The organism is Parasphingorhabdus sp., assembly GCF_048269915.1.
GTDB lineage: Bacteria > Pseudomonadota > Alphaproteobacteria > Sphingomonadales > Sphingomonadaceae > Parasphingorhabdus.
The window spans coordinates 93,304-109,046 of the sequence record NZ_JBLWTY010000001.1; the positions used below are offsets into that span (position 1 = coordinate 93,304).

Below are 15,743 nucleotides of genomic sequence, written 5' to 3' on the forward strand. Positions count from 1 at the left end.
AGAAGCAGATGATAGATTTCACATTCCCACCCGAGGTGGAGGCAGTCCGTGACCGCGTCCGCGAGTTCATCGACAATGTCGTCCGTCCGGCAGACGAGGCCGCGCGCGCGAAGGGAACACCCGATCGCGAAACCTGGAAACGCGTGATTGTCGACCTCCGCCGCCAAGCCAAGGAACGCAGCCTCTGGCTGCCGCATATGCCGCCTGAATGGGGTGGCATGGGCCTGACGAATACCGAACTCGCCGCCTTCTCGACGGAAGCCGGGCGGACGTCGATCGGTCCGTTCGTGATGAACTGCCAGGCCCCCGATGAAGGCAATCAGCACACATTGCTCAAATTCGGAACGCCCGAACAGCAGGAAAAATATCTGAAGCCGCTTTGCGAAGGACGCATCCGGTCCTGCTTCGCCATGACGGAACCCGAAGTCGCCGGCTCTGACCCTTCGCTTACCCAGACGCGCGCCGTTCTCGACGGCGACGAATGGGTGGTGAATGGACATAAATGGTTTATTTCTAACGCCTTGGGAGCAAAATTTGCGATCCTGATGGCCCGGACGGAAGATAATCCCGAAGTACCACAAGCCGCTAACTCAGCTTTCATCGTCGATATTCCCAGCGATGGCTGGGAGGTCGTCCGTAGTGTCGACACCATGGCCGGTAAGCACAATCATTGCGAAATCCGGATCACAGACTTGCGACTGCCCAAGGATGCACTCCTGGGCGAACGCGGCGGTGGCCAGAAGCTCAGCCAAGCACGGCTCGGCGCCGGGCGACTGGGCCATTGCATGCGTTGGATCGGCCAAACCGAACAGGCGCTGGACATGATGGTCGATCGCGCGCTCAACCGTTACAGTCATGGCAGCCTGCTTTCCGACAAACAGGGCATCCAGTGGCTTATTTCGGAGTCGGGGATCGCGCTTTACCAGTGCAAGCTGATGGTGCTCCACGCTTCGTATAAACTCGATAGCGGCCAGCCCTATCAGCACGAGATTTCGATGGCGAAATACTTCGTCGCGACGACGTTGTGGAACGTCATCGACCGCGCAATCCAGGTGCATGGCGCGCTCGGCTACTCAACCGATACCCCGCTCGGCGAAATGCTGAAGCAGGCGCGCTGGGCGCGTTTTGCCGATGGCGCGGACGAGGTTCATAAATGGAAGGTCGCGAAGAACCTGATCAAAGCCTATCAGGAACACGGCACGACCGCTTCGGCGACAGGGGGTCTGCCGCTTTGATCGCCGCGGACGCATCGACCAGCCTGTTCGTCGGCCGGAATTTTCGCTGGCTGCTCGAAACGCGGGCGCAGGAGAGCTGCGACAAGGACGCGCTGATCTGGCGCGATCTTGAAGGCGGTCGCCGAAGATGGACCTATGCCGAGCTCCTCGCCGATGTGGACAAGGTTGCGCGCGGCTTTCAGGATCGCGGTATCGCCAAGGGCGCTGCCGTGTGCCTGTTCCTCGACAATCGGCCCGAATTCCTGCTGTCATGGTTCGCGCTAGCCTCGATCGGAGCCGTCACGGTTGCGATCAATAGCCGCAGCTCGGCCAGCGAACTCGCTTATTTCCTCACCAAATCGAAAGCGGTCGCGGTGATTACCCAGCCACATTCGCTGGATACGGTGTCCGCAGCTATCACACCGGAGACCAATGTCGCGCAGCTGATCGTCGTGGACGAACAGCCATTGCCTGCCGCCGTGATACCTGCCGAACATTTCAGCGCGCTGCTGGCATCAGAAAGCGATCCCCAAATCCCGGAAATCGCGCCCGACGATCCGGCGATGGTACAGTTCACCTCCGGCACGACGTCGCGGCCAAAAGGCGTAGTCTGGACGCACGCCAACCTGCTTTGGGGTGGCAAGATTTCATCGGGGCATGAAAAACTCATATCCGACGACCGGCATCTGACATTGCTTCCGCTGTTTCACACCAACGCGCAAAGCTATTCCGTGCTCGCCTCGCTCTGGGTAGGCGCGACCGTCATCCTCATGCCGCGTTTTTCGACTAGCCGGTTCTGGCCGATCGCGGTCGAGGAAAAAGCGACATGGTGTTCGATTACATGGTTCGGGATAAAGGCATTGCTTGGCGTGCCCGTTCCGCCCGATCACAGCTTTCGCTACTTCGGGAATGGCGCGAACATTGAAGCATGGCGGCGCCATAGCGGCATCCCAATGGTCGGCTGGTGGGGCATGACCGAGACCGTGACGCATGGCATCGTTTCCGATCCCGACCTTCCGTGCCCGTCTGGTGCCATCGGCTTTCCGGCGATCGAATACGGCCTGCGCATCCTCAGCGACGAGGACGGCCAGCCGCTCGACGGTCCCGGAACGGGACTACTCGAGATCAAAGGTGTGCAAGGCGTCTCGACCGCACTCGAATATCTTGACGAACCAGAGGCGACGGCTGCTGCTTGGCACGAGGATGGCTGGTTCGAAACTGGCGACCGCGTCGCACTGAACGAGGACGGCTCGATCACGTTCATGGAACGCGAAAAAGACGTCATCAAGGTCGGCGGCGAGAATGTCGCTTCGCTTGAGGTAGAGCGCGTCATCTCCCGTACTCCCGGTGTACTGGAATCGGCGGTGGTCGCTGGGCCGCACAGGATGCTGCAGGAAATTCCGGTCGCCTTTGTTGTCCCCGAACGCCCCGGCGAGGATGTCTGCGAAGCCGTGCGCGCCGCATGCGAGGAGCATCTGGCCGACTTCAAATGCCCGCGGCATATTTTCCTCGTCGATACCCTGCCACGCGGCACACTCGACAAGGTAGCCAAGGCAGCACTGCGCAAACGTGCAGGCGAATTGGTCGAAGCCAACTGCAAATGACGAGACAATCCACCAGCATCAGAATTTTTGGAGAAACCCTATGAGCCGCCTTGAAGGAAAAATCGCAATAATAACCGGTGGATCGACCGGCCAGGGCGCGAGCCACGCGCGCCGTATCGTTGCCGAGGGCGGCAAGGTCATGATCGGCGATATCCAGGACGAAGCCGGAGAAGCCCTCGCCGAAGAGATCGGCGACAACGCCATCTACCAGCATCTCGATGTGACCAGTGAGGAATCTTGGCAAGACGCGCTCACCGCCACGAAGGAGACTTTCGGGCTGCCCACGGTCCTTGTGAACAATGCCGGTATTACCTGTCATCAGCCGATCGTCGGACAAGACCTAGACAAATTCCAGGCCGTACTCGGCGTCAGCCTCACCGGGACGATGCTGGGCATCAAGGTGATCGCACCAGCCATGAAGGAAGCTGGGGGCGGTTCGATCATCAACCTGTCCTCCGTCTCAGGGCTTCAGGGGTTCACAACAACGGGCGCCTATTGTGCCGCCAAATGGGGTGTGCGCGGTCTCTCCCGCGTGGCAGCGCTCGAGCTGGGGCGCGACAAGATTCGCGTCAACGTAATTTGCCCGGGCCCGATCGACACGCCGATGCTCGCCAAGGTAGATGTTCATGACGAGGAGATGTGGAAGGGCCGGCCGATCCAGCGTGTTGGCCGACCGGACGAGATTTCCAACATGGTCGTCTTCCTCGCGTCCGAGGAATCAAGCTTTTCGACGGGCGCCGATTTCATCGCCGATGGAGGTGTATCGGCTGGCGACATTCTTTTCTTCTAGACGCCGCAGCGTCAGGCCGGTTCGACCTGACGCTCCCAGAGCTGGTCCAGCCATTCCGCGATCCTATCCAGTGCGACAACCGCCCCCGTCAGGCGCGGCGCATATTGGTGCCAGACATGGATCATCTGATCCCAGCATTCAAGCGTGACGTCGACGCCAGCCCCTTCTGCCGCTTCTGCCAGTTTGAGGGAATCATCGAGCAATGCCTCGACCGCCCCTACTTGAATCAACAGCGGCGGAAGCCCCGTCAGATCAGCGAAGACCGGCGATGCCTGCGGATCGCTGGCGGGCATGTCACCAAGATAGCGCTCGGCCATGCTCGCGATGAACCAGTTGGCAAATTGCGGATCATAACGGTCATTTTCGACCAGTGACTGTGCGGTCAGCGTCATGTCCGTCCAAGGCGAAATACAGACCGCACCTGCCGGCATCGGCAAACCCCGTTCCCGCACCTCGACAAGCGCGGAAACGACAAGCCCTCCGCCGGCTGAATCTCCCGCAAACACGACATCTTCCGGCCGATAGTTTTGAGATAGAAGCCAGGCATAAGCCTCGGCGGCGTCGTGAATCTGGGCGGGGCATGGGTGCTCCGGTGCCAGCCGATAGTCGAGCGCGAAGGATGCGACGCTCGAAGCCCGAACGATATTGGCCGATAACGGGCGCACCGAACGGCTCGATCCCATGGCAAAGCCTCCACCATGGAAATGGAGGATGACGCGGTTCGTCTTCTTGTACCGTGGCCGGTACCAGGTTCCCCTGACACCTGCATCGTCCACGTCTTCAATTGCTATGTCTTCGGGCGAAGGCATCCGTTCGACACCGTCTTCGAAAAAGGCGCGGAGTTCGGCCAGCGTCGTTTCGGGCTTGGCAAGCCGAGCTTCGAGCGCAGCCCGAAGCTTCGCATAGCCGGGATTGTCGACGTCAGTGTTCTGATAAGGTCGCGGCTCGCGACTACACCATGGTTCAAGATCCATCACGTTTCAGTCTCCTCGATTATTGAGCGGTCGGCCGGAAATAGGGAAGCACGGCTCCATCGCCAATCGGATGGAATTCCACCGCAACAGCCATTCCGACATGGACGTCATCCGGTTCGCAGCCGATAATGTTCGAAAGAATTTGAACGCCCTCGCGCAGTTCGACGATCGCTGGCACATAGGGCGTCACAAAGGCGGGTGTTTGCGGACGCCAGACAATCGAATAGCTGTATACCACGCCTTCGCCGGCACTGGCCTTCCAAACGAGGGTCGGCGTCAGGCACCAGCGGCAGACAGGGGCCGGTGCCGGCATGCTCCGGTCGCAGGACGCACATCGCTGGATCAGCAGTTCGCCGCGCACGCACCCTTCCCAATAGGGCCGCGACAGCATCGACGGCTGCGGCTTGGGAATTTCTCCCGTCTGCGGCAACAGGATCGTCATGGGCGTTCTCTCCCGAGCAGCATAACCTCGTTGTACAAGGCTCCCGCGCCGCCGCAGCTACACATCGCAACGTCCACATCGGCAATCTGATTGGCGGCGCAGATGCCCTGGATTTGGTGTATGCCCCGAATCACCCGCTGAATCTGCTGGACCCAGCCGCTATGCGCATAGGCCATGGTTCCGCCATCGGTGGTCGTCGGATAGCGGCCGTCCAGCGCAATCGCGCCGCTCGCCACGAAATCGCCGCCCTCACCCGGCTTGCAGAATTCGAAGGCCTCGAACTGGCGGATAATTTCGAACGAGAAAGGATCGTAGAATTCGCAGATATCGACATCTGCCGGCGTCAGCCCGGCAAGCTCGAACGACCGCCTCGCCGCGCGCCGCCCGATATAACCGTTGGGAACATCGCCGGAGACGCGCGAGGACAGATCCCAGCTTGGTGCGATCTGGTAGCTGGGGCCAAAGGCGTCCGATTCCGCGCCGTGAACGTATACCGGCGCGAGTTTGAAATCCTTTGCGCGGTCCTCGGTCGTGATCAACATCGCAGCGCCGCCTTCGGACGTCATCGAGCAGTCGAGCAGGTGGAACGGATCCGCCACCATGCGCGAAGCAAGAACATCATCGGGCGTGAACGGTCCCTTCCCATAGAATACCGCCTCGGGGTTGGTGCTGCCATGATTGCGAATCGTCGCCGCGACAGTCGCCAGCTGTTCGGGGGTCGTCCCGTAGACTGCCATGTGGCGGCGGGCGATCAGCGCGAACTCCGCAGCCGTATAGAGGCCGAACGGCGCAACAAATTCGTGCGCGGGCCGCGTCCAGGGCGCTGTACTCGCCCGGTCGAGATGCAGGCCGGCATCTCCCCCGGCCACGAGTACCATCTTGTAAACGCCCGCAGCAACGCCATTGATTGCATCGATCAGCGTCGCAATGCCGCGATCCGCTCCGGCAGCGCGTACGGGAGCAACGCCTAGCGCATGCGCAAGCTGGAGCGATCCCGGCCCGAGCGTTGCATTGGTGCCATAAACAGCATCAATCTGATCTGCGGACACGCCCGCCATATCGAGCACACCAAGCGCGGCCTCGACGGTGATCGAAAGCGAATTATGTCCGTCGAGCCTTTTCGCCTGCTCGGTATTGTAACCGGCGGCAATAACAACATCGGAATAGGGATGGCTGCTCATTGCCCGCCGCCCTACCCGGTCAACTTGTGCGCCGCTCGGTGATCGGCTTGTAGACGCAGGTCAGCTTATTTTCGGCCATATATTCGCTGAGATGCCAATTCTGGCGCGCCTTGGTCAGCGCGACGAAGGCGTCTTCGAAGTCGCCTTCAATTTCGTAAATGGCGAGAAACTGAAACGGTTTGTCGAGCCCCTCGGCCATGTTGCGGACACCGGAAAGCTCGAAACGCTGCGCGGCAACTATTCCCGGAACCGAAAGAACATCATTCAGATGATCATTGGTGTACCAGTCGCTGAACTCCTGCTCATGGCCTTCAACCGCGTTGGTCTGTACCACGAAATAATAATCGGTCATCAAGGAAGCTCCTGTAGGTTGAAGAAAACGGACCGTCTCTATCGAGCGTTTGTCCATGTGACGGGCAGCGAACGGATGCCATAAGCGAGCATCGACTCATCGAACTCGATTTCAGCAAGCGGCACATTGAGGCGTAGGTCCGGGAAGCGCTTCGGCAAAATGCTGAACGCGGATTGCATCTCGACACGGGCAAGTGTTTGCCCAAGGCACTGATGGATGCCCCAGCTAAAGGCTACATGCTCGCGCGGCTCGCGGGTGATATCGAGCCGGTCGGGATCCGGAAAGCTCGTTTCGTCGCGATTGGCCGAGGCGATGAGCGGCAATATGCCCTCACCAGCCTTTATCGTCTTGCCTCGCAGTTCCACATCCTCAATCGCAACGCGCCGCGGAATCCGGTGAGCGACCGTGAGATAGCGCAATAGTTCCTCGGTAGCACTGCGCGCCAGCTCCGGCTTTTCGGCAAGCATTGCCCATTGCTCGGGATAGCTGTCGATCAGCAGCAGGATCGACAGCGCGATCTGGTTGGCCGTCGTCTCGTGCCCGGCTTCAAGTATGCGCCGGATATTCTGGACCGCCACATCAAGTTCGATATCGCCCTTGGCGACATGCTCCACCGCAACGCGGCTTATGATGTCCTCGCCGGGATTTTTCGACCGTTTGATGAACAGGTCCTTCACATAAGCGAGCATTTCATTCGCCGCCTGCTCGACTTGCTCGGGCGTGGAATCAAACCGGAACTGAATCTCGGTGCGAGTCTTGAAGAAATCCATGTCTTCGAGCGGCGCATCCAGTAGCAGACACATGATCGAGGCCGGAAAAATACCCGAGAAAGAGCTGAGCATATCGACAGGTGGCCCTCTTTCGATAACGCGATCGAGAAGCCTATTAGTGACGCGCTCGATATCCGGACGCATTTTCTCCATCTTGCCCGGGAGAAATTCCCGCACAAACATCCTGCGGATGCGCGTGTGTTCGGGAGGGTCCATGCGAACAAATGTATCCTCAACAGCCTGCTTCAGATGGCCGGGTGAAAGAGCGGGATAACCTTGCCTCGTCGGCACCGCGCTAAAGCGCGTATCGGTCAGCACGGACTTGCAGTCATCATAACCGGTCAGCAACCATGCCCGGTTCCCGCTCCAAAGAGTAATCGGATGGACCGGATCCTCATGACGCAGAGCTGCATATTCCGCAGGCGGATCATAGGGGCATTTCTTTAGATCCCGAGCGATCGGGAAGGAATCGATATTCTTCACATCCATAGTCATAGGAACCTCACTTCGAAATACGCCGGCAACCGCCGCCGCCATTGATATTCAACTGGCTAGGTCAGTTGCACGTACGCCATCTTGGTCTGCTGATATTCCTTGAGTGCATCGACACCGAAATCCTTACCGTAACCACTCTTCTTGAACCCCCCGACAGGGAAGGCCCAATGGGTACGACGGAAACAATTCACCCAGACCTGACCAGCTTGAACCTTCTGTACGAACCGCAGCGCACGCTTGATGTCGTTGCTCCAGACACCTGCCGCCAAGCCAAAATCACTGTCGTTGGCAATCTGAAGCGCCTCCTCCTCAGTATCGAAAGGGATGAATGCGCCGACTGGTCCGAACACCTCTTCCCGGGCGATTTGGAGGCCATTGCTTTCACAGGCAAAAAAGGTCGGCTCGTAGAAATAGCCGCCACGCAAAGGAGATCCATCGGCGAAGCGTTCAGCGGCGACTTTGCCACCCATCAGCAGCTCCGCACCCGGCACGTCGCCCTTGGCAACGAAACTCTGCACCTTGTCGAACTGGGCGGCGAAGGAAAGCGGACCGAGATCAGTTTCCATATCAAAGGGATCGCCTATTTTCAGCGTTCGCGCCTCGCGCAACATCGCTTCAACCGCCTCTTTATAGATTGATCGCTGGATGAGGATGCGCGAGCCGGCGATGCAGGACTGGCCGGCCGAACCCGTCATGACTCCACGCACAGCCTCGGGGACAGCCGCAGCAAGATCGGCATCTTCAAAGATCACATGGGGAGATTTGCCACCAAGCTCGAACTGAAGTTGCTTGAGATGCGGCGCGGCGGAAGCCGACACGACTTGCGCGGTCGCCCCCGAGCCCGTCAGCGCGATCTTCGGAACAGCCGGATGCGAAACAAGCGCAGCCCCGACATCATGGCCGAATCCGGCCACCACGTTGATTACGCCATCCGGGAAACCAGCATCGCGTGCTAGTTCGGCAAATCGCAAACTGGTACAGGCGGCATGTTCAGATGGCTTCACCACCGCCGTATTACCCGCCGCAAGCGCAGCACATAATTTGGTCGCCAGTACAGTCAGCGGCGCATTATACGGTATGATCAGACCAACAACACCGAGCGGCTCGGGGATTGTATAATTCAGGCTATCCGGCGAAATCCGGATTGTCTCGCCATGAATCTTATCGGCCAGACCCGCATAGAAATAGATGGTTTCAGCGACACTCGGCAGGAAGCCTCCTTGAGTTTCCTTCATCGAACGCCCATTGTCACGGACTTCCAGCTCAATGAATTCCTTGATATTTTTTTCCAGAAGTTCAGCAAGACGCCGGAGGAGGCGGGCCCGGTCTGCATCCGAGATTTTAGGCCAGGGCCCGGTTTCAAAAGCCAATCGCGCAGCATCGACGGCAGCATTCAAATCATCGACGGTGCCATGCGGCACAAGGGCAAATGGCGTACCACGCGACGGGTCGATGGCTTCTATCCATTCGCCCGTCGATCCCTCGACTGACCTGCCGCCGATCATGTTAAGATATTTCTTCAATTCCAACTCCCGTGGTGCGCCTCAACCTGCGTCACGCACATGATCCAACGTGCGGTAATCGAGGTTGAACGCCACCTAACGCGACATGTTCTTATTGGTCAAGCATAAAATATATTATGAATGCGAACGCCATTACATTTTTGACACAAGACACTTTCCAACCGTCCGGTGTACGAATCTCAAGAAGGCCCGTTGTGCCCTCCTCACCCTCCAACCCGGCGCGGCCGACTGCTAGGGGACCGATGCCATGCCCACCCTGTTCGACCCAGCGAACCTTGTTTGATGCGCCCGGCGGGTCTCGGCTGTCAGTGTCCGGACCGTAGCAACTTAGACTGCATCTTCCTTGAAATTGCTTCTCCGGAACAATATTCATTCTCAGGATCCAGTCATATCCGCTCGCAGTCCACACCAGATAGGAAATCAGCTCTTCAGCCAGTCCGCGAATACATCTTCATTATGCTGCCCCGCGGTCGGGGCGAGCATCGGTGGATCCAGCCGCTTTCCATCGAACAAGGCCGGATAGTGGACCCTCCGGATCGGCCCAAGCGCAGCGTCCTCGCTGATGAAATAGGTGCCATTATGCTGCACCTGAGCATCAACAAGATGCGCGTCCTGGTCGAGCACGGGTGCTGCCGGCACATCTTTCTCCGCAAAGCGGGAAAGCGCCTCGGCAGTCGTCATCTGGCCCGTCACGGTTTCCAGCCGTTCATAAAGCGTATCGATCAATACGCTTGGATCCCGAATCGCCTTCAGCATCGAAATCCATTCAGGATGGCCGACCGCTTCGCAGGTAAGTCCAATCTGCTTGCCGCTGACAGGGACTACAACGATATGGCCATCAGCCGTGCAGATAACCGGTGAACGGTTCGGCGCTAGCCGGACGGCGGAGTCCATGAATGTACGATCTTGGAACAAATCCGGGAAGTTGAAATGAGCGGCGACGTCGAGCATCGCGACATCGATACGGCAGCCGGGGCCGTCTGTCCCGCGCTCGATCAGCGCCGCGAGTATGGCCTGGGTCGAATAGACTGCCGTCAGCTTGTCGATCAGATACATGGCTACGCCGTCTGGCCGCCCTCCGCGCCCCTGCGCCGCCGCAATACCGCTGCGGGCCTGCAATATCCCATCAAAGGCCGGAGATTTGGCAAGCGGCCCCGTGGGTCCGAAACCGGTTATCGCAACTCTGATCAACCGTGAGTTTACTGCTGCCAGCGCTTCGTCGCCAAGCCCCATCGCCTCCGCCTTACCCGGACGCCAGTTCTGGATAAGAATATCGGCCGCGCTGGCCAGCTCTCGGAAACTTGCCAGTCCCTTCTCCTCGCGCAGATTGAGCATAACGCTGCGCTTGCCGTGATTTATGTTCGTCCAGAATGCGCTGACGCCTTGATGGCCCAGCCCGAAATTGCGGAACGGGTCTCCACGTTCCGGACGTTCGATCTTGACGACATCCGCGCCTAGTTGAGCGAGAGCCAGACCGGCGGCCGGTCCACTAACCCAATCGGTGGCATCCAAAACTCTGATTCCGCTCAATACGGCCCCTGATGGCTTTGATTCAGTCACAATATTCCTTTCCAGATCGGCATTTTTGTAATTCCACAAAAAAGAACTACATGTTTTTTGTTGGTTGACAAGCAACTTTGTTGTGTGGTTTTGTTAGTTCATCAAATTCACACAGAAAGGCGACTGAGGAACGCAGCACCTTTCCATATTGCAAAAAGGCAACTCATGACCGACCAAACCACCTCAATCGATTTTGCGGTCAATGCCAAAGCCATCGTGCGCAATCTCGGTGTCGAAACTCTGCAGCGCCACATTTTCCTGTGCGCAGACCAGACCAATGCCAAATGCTGTGACAAGGACGTCAGCATCGCTTCGTGGGACCATCTGAAACGCGCACTTCTAAAGGCCGGGTTATATGGCCGCGCCGGCGTCCTCAGAACGAAAGCCAATTGCCTGCAAGTCTGCGTCGCCGGCCCGGTCGCCGTCGTTTATCCCGATGGCGTCTGGTATCGTAATTGCACGCCGCCCGTCATTGACCGGATTATTCAGGAACATCTGATCGGTGGCCGCATCGTCGAGGAATATTGCATCGGCAACCATCCACCGTCCGGCTGCCGTACCGACCAAATGCCGCAAGCAGCTTCGGGAGAATAGATATGGCGGGCCTGTACTTCGAGGAATTCCATGTCGGCCAGTGCTTTCTGCATGCCATCCGCCGTACTCTGACGGAAATGGACAATGTGCTGATATCGGCGCTTTCCCACAATCCTGCCGCCCTGCATCTCGATGCCGAATATTGTCGTACCCAATCCGAGTTCGGACAGAGAATTATCAACAGCACCTTCACACTCGCCCTCATGGTCGGCATTTCGGTGGGCGATACAACGCTCGGCACAACAGTCGCCAATCTCGGCTGGGACCGGGTCAGATTTCCCAAACCGCTATTCCATGGCGACACCGTCCATGTCGAAACCGAGGTGCTTGAACTGCGTGACAGTAAATCGCGCCCAGACAACGGGATAGTGATCTTCGAACATCGCTGTTTCAATCAACATGACGAACTGGTCGGGACTTGCGAGCGATCGGCGCTGATGTTGCGTCGCCCTAAGTCAGCATGATGCGATCGCTTCTCTTCGTCCCCGGTGACAGCGAGCGGAAACTCGCCAAAAGTGCCGACACCACAGCCGATATAGTGATTCTGGACCTGGAAGATGCTGTCGCGAAGGGTCAAAAGCCCACTGCCAGAGCGCTTGTCGCCAGTCATCTGACAACCGATACCTTCGACCGAAGCTCCGGCACATGGGTCCGGATCAACGCCCTAGATACAGCCGATGCCTTGCTGGACCTGAGAGCGGCCATGCCAGGCCAGCCCAACGGCATTGTCCTACCCAAGACCGAAGGCCCCGAGGATATCCGGCTGCTCGACCACTATCTGACTGCGCTAGAAGCCGAGCACGGAATCTCGAAGGGGGCGACCGAAATTTTGCCGATAGTAACCGAGACGCCGAAAGCGGTTTTCCGCCTTGGTGACTATGCCGGATGTTCATCGCGGCTAGCCGGTTTGACATGGGGCGGAGAAGATCTGGCGACGGCCATAGGGGCGAATCAAAACAAGAATGGCGCTGGCGATTGGCTCGATCCCTACCGGCTAGTCCGCTCGCTTACTCTATTCGGAGCCAGCGCCGCCGGGACACTCCCGATCGATGCCGTCTTCACCAATTTTCGTGACCCGGCCGGACTCCGTAGATCATGCAACCTTGCACGAAGAGACGGATTTGTCGGAAAATTGGCAATCCATCCGGATCAGGTCGCAATTATCAATGAAGCGTTCACACCAACGGATGACGAACTCAAACTCGCGCAAGATATCGTTGCGCTTTTCGATCGCAATCCAGGAGCCGGAGTGCTGGAGCTCGAAGGCGAGATGATCGACGCCCCACATCTCACCCGCGCACGCGCCCTGCTTGGGCTAAATCGCTCCTAGCTTTCGGCCTCGACGGCAATATCGGTAGCGGTAAACTCGATGCTCCGCTTGAACACGGCTGCAAGTATTGGGAGTTGGAAATAGTCCGGGTCCGACTGCCAAAGCAGCATCACTCCACGCAGACCCGCAACAATACCCATCGCCGTTTCATGCGCATTCAGTTTGGGATTAAGCTCGCCCTGCCGCTGGCTTTCGACAATCGTGGCCTCCACGATATCGGTGAACCAGCGGTTATATTCTGCAAAAATGTCTGAAGCTTCTTTCAGTTGCCCGAGCGATTCGCCCATCAGCACGTTCATTGCCTTGCGACCGATGTTTTCGGCTTCCTGACGGCTAAAATAGCGCTCCACGAATACCCGCCAGACAACCGGATGCACGACACCGTTCTCATCGGCGGTCAGATATTTCTGCTTTACGATCGCCTTGTATCGCTCGACCAACGCCTCCACCAGTCCGAGTTTAGAACCGAAACGATGCGTTGCAAGGCCGCCGCTATATCCAGCCCGGCGCCCGATATCGAGCAACGTGGTCTTCATCAAACCCTGTTCAGCAAAGAGCTCTTCGGCTGCATTCAGCATCCGCTCGCCGGATTCGGCACGCCTTTCTGTCTGTGTTCTGCGTGCAGGTTTCTTGGCCGTTTTACTCATTTTGCCCCTATCCTTATATAGCTGGAGAACTAATTGCGCCGCAAATAATGAAATTGTCCTGCGGAAAGCTCTTTCAGTCGCGCGAAATCAAATCCCCTTGGTTGTCCTTACCATCAATAATGGCATCGCAAGCCATGTGTAGCAATACCATAGCTGCTGCCGAATGATATCATCTCCAGAAATTATCATAGTTTCTTATTGTTCAACTAACAAGGTATTGAAATTGGCGATCAGCGCCGCTACAGCCCTAGCCATGCGATCGCCGACAAAAATTCAAGTGAACTACAAGCGCGCGTGCCTGGCAACGATTGTCGACATCGTCGCTGGCAATGCAGTTTTCCAACGCTGACCAAGGCAAAATATGAACAAACTACCGCCACCCGCCCTGAGCACGCCTGCCGGAATTCCTTTGTGCAGCGTTGACGACATTCCTGACAATGGAGGCAAGAACTTTCGTCTCAAAGTTGACGATACACGATTTTGCGGTTTCGTCCTGCGGCGCGGCGATGTTATCCGTGGTTATGTTGATCGCTGTCCGCATGCCGGTGGACAGCTTGCCCGGAAGATTGACAATTCAGTTTCGCCGGATGGGATGTTCGTTTCGTGCAGCTGGCACGGAGCAATGTTCAGACTGGACGACGGCGTTTGTGTCGATGGACCTTGCGTCGGTGAGAGCTTGCTACCCTGGCCCATCGTTATCACCGATGGACAACTGATAACGGCGGAAACCGGCGAGGAATAAATGCGCGGCTATTTCAACCGCACGCGCCATTCCGGACATCATCTACTAATGGAGAATGCACTATGAGTCGGGTTACAGACAAGGTCGCCATCGTCACTGGTGCCGCATCGGCAGAAGGCATCGGTTATGCGATTGCACGAAAACTCGGCGGCGAAGGAGCAAAACTCATCATCACCGATATTGATGGCAACGAGATCACGGCCCGTGCGGAGGAGCTATCGGCAGGTGGTGCGGACGTCACCGGCATCCAACAGGACGTGACCCAGGAGAAGGATTGGTCGCGCGTGATCGGCGACACGGTCGCGCGTCATGGCAAGCTCGATATCCTGGTCAACAATGCCGGCATCGCCGTCCTGCTGCCGACAGACGAGATGACGGTCGAGCAATGGCATCGACAAATCGACACCAATCTGTTTAGCGTCTTTCTCGGTTGCAGGGCAGCGGTCGCCCAGATGCGCGCGCAAGGCGAAGGAGGCTCGATCGTGAACATTTCTTCGATCGCCGGCATGATAGGCGCACCGGGTGCCGCAGCCTATTGTGCAAGCAAGGGCGGGTCGCGCGCCATGACCAAAACTATCGCGCTCGAAAATGCAGATGCGGATATCCGCGTCAATTCCGTCCATCCCGGCCTGATCTGGACGCCTATGCAGCATGGCGCAGCTACCAGCAGCCAGGCAACGCAGGAAGCGATGGCAGCAGCCATTCCGCTGAAACGAATGGGAAAACCGGACGACATCGCTTCGATGGCGTTGTTCCTGGCATCGGAGGAAGCAAGCTATATCACCGGTAGCGAATTCGTGGTCGACGGCGGGCTGACCGCACAATAACTATCGGGTGACTGGCAGCAAGCACGACAGCTTCTATGACGGATCCATGGATGCCGCAGCACCGCCGACAAACAGGTTCCAGCGCAGATCAAACTCTGCATCGGATATGTTCAGAGACTGATCATCTAGAATGAGACGGTTGAGAGAGGGAGCCGCAAACAGCGTGAATAACGCCTCGCGAACAGCTTTGACGGGGCGCTTCGGCATTCGGCCGGAGGCCGTCGCATCTTCGATCAGCGCATCCAGCCGTTTAAACAAGGCGGTCAGCCAGCGATCCATGTCCTCAGCCAGATGCGGAAAGCGATGCCCTTCGGCAACCAGCAACCGCATCATCTGGATCACCTGCGGCTCGTGCAAGACCTTCGACATTTGTTGCACGGTGAGACGGATCGCCTCGAGAGGATCGCTGACATGCTGGGATAGTTCCTGTCCAAGCTCGTTAAGCCGCGTAATTTCACGATCGACAGCTGCCTTGAACAGCGCTTCCTTGTCCGGGTAACGCCGGTAGATCGTATTCTTGCCAACTCCGCAGCGCAGAGCGATGCTTTCAACCGATACCGCCGCAAATCCGGCTGAACCGAAAAGCGCTAGGGCCTCGTCGAGAACGTGTGCGTCAAGCGCCTTGGCTTCAGACTTTGTCGGCCTTCCCAGCCCCCGTTTGGTCGGTTTTCCGCTCATGACTCTCTTTTTTCGACGAA

The 15,743-nt window shown here is 57.7% G+C and carries 17 protein-coding genes; 8 read left to right on the top strand and 9 right to left on the bottom strand.

The features are described 5' to 3' along the window. The first annotated feature begins 8 nt into the window (after positions 1-8). From ACN0WX_RS00410 to ACN0WX_RS00420, 3 genes are read left to right on the top strand one after another with little or no spacing between them, the layout of a single operon-like run. Complete coding sequence (locus tag ACN0WX_RS00410) at positions 9-1,235, top strand: acyl-CoA dehydrogenase family protein (protein ID WP_417620278.1); 1,227 nt, start codon at positions 9-11, stop codon at positions 1,233-1,235. After that, a complete protein-coding gene (locus ACN0WX_RS00415; RefSeq protein ID WP_417620280.1) occupies positions 1,232-2,818 on the top strand; it encodes an AMP-binding protein in 1,587 nt (528 codons plus the stop codon). The genes ACN0WX_RS00410 and ACN0WX_RS00415 overlap by 4 nt, the downstream gene beginning before the upstream one ends. Positions 2,819-2,858: 40 nt before the next feature. Continuing rightward, positions 2,859-3,608: an SDR family oxidoreductase gene (locus ACN0WX_RS00420; RefSeq protein ID WP_417620281.1), complete on the top strand. Its 750-nt coding sequence runs from the start codon at positions 2,859-2,861 to the stop codon at positions 3,606-3,608. Positions 3,609-3,619: 11 nt separating this feature from the next. Here the strand turns inward: ACN0WX_RS00420 and ACN0WX_RS00425 are convergent, their stop codons facing one another. The 7 genes from ACN0WX_RS00425 to ACN0WX_RS00455 all read right to left on the bottom strand — a co-directional run bounded on the left by ACN0WX_RS00425 (position 3,620) and on the right by ACN0WX_RS00455 (position 10,905). Further along, complete coding sequence (locus ACN0WX_RS00425; protein WP_417621174.1) at positions 3,620-4,582, bottom strand: alpha/beta hydrolase; 963 nt, start codon at positions 4,580-4,582, stop codon at positions 3,620-3,622. A 19-nt stretch (positions 4,583-4,601) separates the two neighbouring features. Beyond that, complete coding sequence (locus tag ACN0WX_RS00430) at positions 4,602-5,024, bottom strand: Zn-ribbon domain-containing OB-fold protein (RefSeq protein WP_417620283.1); 423 nt, start codon at positions 5,022-5,024, stop codon at positions 4,602-4,604. Continuing rightward, the gene (locus ACN0WX_RS00435) at positions 5,021-6,205 is read right to left on the bottom strand and encodes a thiolase family protein (RefSeq protein WP_417620285.1); all 1,185 of its coding nucleotides are present in this window, start codon (positions 6,203-6,205) and stop codon (positions 5,021-5,023) included. The genes ACN0WX_RS00430 and ACN0WX_RS00435 overlap by 4 nt, the downstream gene beginning before the upstream one ends. A gap of 19 nt (positions 6,206-6,224) precedes the next feature. Beyond that, positions 6,225-6,557, bottom strand: coding sequence for a hypothetical protein (locus ACN0WX_RS00440; protein WP_417620287.1), 333 nt, complete (start codon positions 6,555-6,557; stop codon positions 6,225-6,227). 38 nt (positions 6,558-6,595) lie between these two features. Continuing rightward, the gene (locus ACN0WX_RS00445; RefSeq protein ID WP_417620289.1) at positions 6,596-7,822 is read right to left on the bottom strand and encodes a cytochrome P450; all 1,227 of its coding nucleotides are present in this window, start codon (positions 7,820-7,822) and stop codon (positions 6,596-6,598) included. Positions 7,823-7,878: 56 nt separating this feature from the next. Next, entirely contained in the window at positions 7,879-9,345 is a 1,467-nt protein-coding gene (locus ACN0WX_RS00450; protein ID WP_417620291.1) for an aldehyde dehydrogenase family protein, read from the bottom strand. Between the two features lie 420 nt (positions 9,346-9,765). Next, the gene (locus ACN0WX_RS00455) at positions 9,766-10,905 is read right to left on the bottom strand and encodes a CaiB/BaiF CoA transferase family protein (protein ID WP_417620293.1); all 1,140 of its coding nucleotides are present in this window, start codon (positions 10,903-10,905) and stop codon (positions 9,766-9,768) included. Positions 10,906-11,070: 165 nt separating this feature from the next. On the opposite strand from ACN0WX_RS00455, the gene ACN0WX_RS00460 reads away from it, so the two are divergent. The 3 genes from ACN0WX_RS00460 to ACN0WX_RS00470 are packed head-to-tail and all read left to right on the top strand — an operon-like array spanning position 11,071 to position 12,829. Continuing rightward, positions 11,071-11,499, top strand: a complete 429-nt coding sequence (locus ACN0WX_RS00460; protein ID WP_417620295.1) for a (2Fe-2S) ferredoxin domain-containing protein — start codon at positions 11,071-11,073, stop codon at positions 11,497-11,499. A gap of 2 nt (positions 11,500-11,501) precedes the next feature. Beyond that, the gene (locus tag ACN0WX_RS00465) at positions 11,502-11,963 is read left to right on the top strand and encodes a MaoC family dehydratase (protein ID WP_417620297.1); all 462 of its coding nucleotides are present in this window, start codon (positions 11,502-11,504) and stop codon (positions 11,961-11,963) included. Next, a complete protein-coding gene (locus tag ACN0WX_RS00470; RefSeq protein ID WP_417620299.1) occupies positions 11,960-12,829 on the top strand; it encodes an HpcH/HpaI aldolase/citrate lyase family protein in 870 nt (289 codons plus the stop codon). Before ACN0WX_RS00465 ends, ACN0WX_RS00470 begins: the two co-directional genes overlap by 4 nt. On the opposite strand, the gene ACN0WX_RS00475 is transcribed toward ACN0WX_RS00470, so the two are convergent. Then, entirely contained in the window at positions 12,826-13,476 is a 651-nt protein-coding gene (locus tag ACN0WX_RS00475; protein WP_417620301.1) for a TetR/AcrR family transcriptional regulator, read from the bottom strand. The genes ACN0WX_RS00470 and ACN0WX_RS00475 overlap by 4 nt on opposite strands. 361 nt (positions 13,477-13,837) lie before the next feature. Here ACN0WX_RS00475 and ACN0WX_RS00480 point away from each other — a divergent pair, with 361 nt between their 5' ends. Next, complete coding sequence (locus ACN0WX_RS00480) at positions 13,838-14,218, top strand: Rieske (2Fe-2S) protein (protein WP_417620303.1); 381 nt, start codon at positions 13,838-13,840, stop codon at positions 14,216-14,218. 62 nt (positions 14,219-14,280) lie between these two features. Continuing rightward, entirely contained in the window at positions 14,281-15,045 is a 765-nt protein-coding gene (locus tag ACN0WX_RS00485) for an SDR family NAD(P)-dependent oxidoreductase (RefSeq protein WP_417620304.1), read from the top strand. A 33-nt stretch (positions 15,046-15,078) separates the two neighbouring features. Here ACN0WX_RS00485 and ACN0WX_RS00490 read toward each other — a convergent pair whose 3' ends face one another. Beyond that, on the bottom strand, positions 15,079-15,723 hold the full coding sequence (locus ACN0WX_RS00490; RefSeq protein ID WP_417620306.1) for a TetR/AcrR family transcriptional regulator: 645 nt from the start codon (positions 15,721-15,723) through the stop codon (positions 15,079-15,081). Positions 15,724-15,743: the final 20 nt, after the last annotated feature.

Excerpts from the sequence above, each read along its gene's own strand:
- ACN0WX_RS00460 (WP_417620295.1), top strand. The coding sequence starts at position 11,071 with ATGACCGACCAAACCACCTCAATCGATTTTGCGGTCAATGCCAAAGCC.
- ACN0WX_RS00410 (WP_417620278.1), top strand. The coding sequence starts at position 9 with ATGATAGATTTCACATTCCCACCCGAGGTGGAGGCAGTCCGTGACCGC.
- ACN0WX_RS00485 (WP_417620304.1), top strand. The coding sequence starts at position 14,281 with ATGAGTCGGGTTACAGACAAGGTCGCCATCGTCACTGGTGCCGCATCG.
- ACN0WX_RS00445 (WP_417620289.1), bottom strand. The coding sequence starts at position 7,822 with ATGACTATGGATGTGAAGAATATCGATTCCTTCCCGATCGCTCGGGAT.
- ACN0WX_RS00465 (WP_417620297.1), top strand. The coding sequence starts at position 11,502 with ATGGCGGGCCTGTACTTCGAGGAATTCCATGTCGGCCAGTGCTTTCTG.
- ACN0WX_RS00435 (WP_417620285.1), bottom strand. The coding sequence starts at position 6,205 with ATGAGCAGCCATCCCTATTCCGATGTTGTTATTGCCGCCGGTTACAAT.
- ACN0WX_RS00480 (WP_417620303.1), top strand. The coding sequence starts at position 13,838 with ATGAACAAACTACCGCCACCCGCCCTGAGCACGCCTGCCGGAATTCCT.
- ACN0WX_RS00425 (WP_417621174.1), bottom strand. The coding sequence starts at position 4,582 with ATGGATCTTGAACCATGGTGTAGTCGCGAGCCGCGACCTTATCAGAAC.
- ACN0WX_RS00440 (WP_417620287.1), bottom strand. The coding sequence starts at position 6,557 with ATGACCGATTATTATTTCGTGGTACAGACCAACGCGGTTGAAGGCCAT.
- ACN0WX_RS00430 (WP_417620283.1), bottom strand. The coding sequence starts at position 5,024 with ATGACGATCCTGTTGCCGCAGACGGGAGAAATTCCCAAGCCGCAGCCG.
- ACN0WX_RS00470 (WP_417620299.1), top strand. The coding sequence starts at position 11,960 with ATGATGCGATCGCTTCTCTTCGTCCCCGGTGACAGCGAGCGGAAACTC.
- ACN0WX_RS00490 (WP_417620306.1), bottom strand. The coding sequence starts at position 15,723 with ATGAGCGGAAAACCGACCAAACGGGGGCTGGGAAGGCCGACAAAGTCT.
- ACN0WX_RS00420 (WP_417620281.1), top strand. The coding sequence starts at position 2,859 with ATGAGCCGCCTTGAAGGAAAAATCGCAATAATAACCGGTGGATCGACC.
- ACN0WX_RS00475 (WP_417620301.1), bottom strand. The coding sequence starts at position 13,476 with ATGAGTAAAACGGCCAAGAAACCTGCACGCAGAACACAGACAGAAAGG.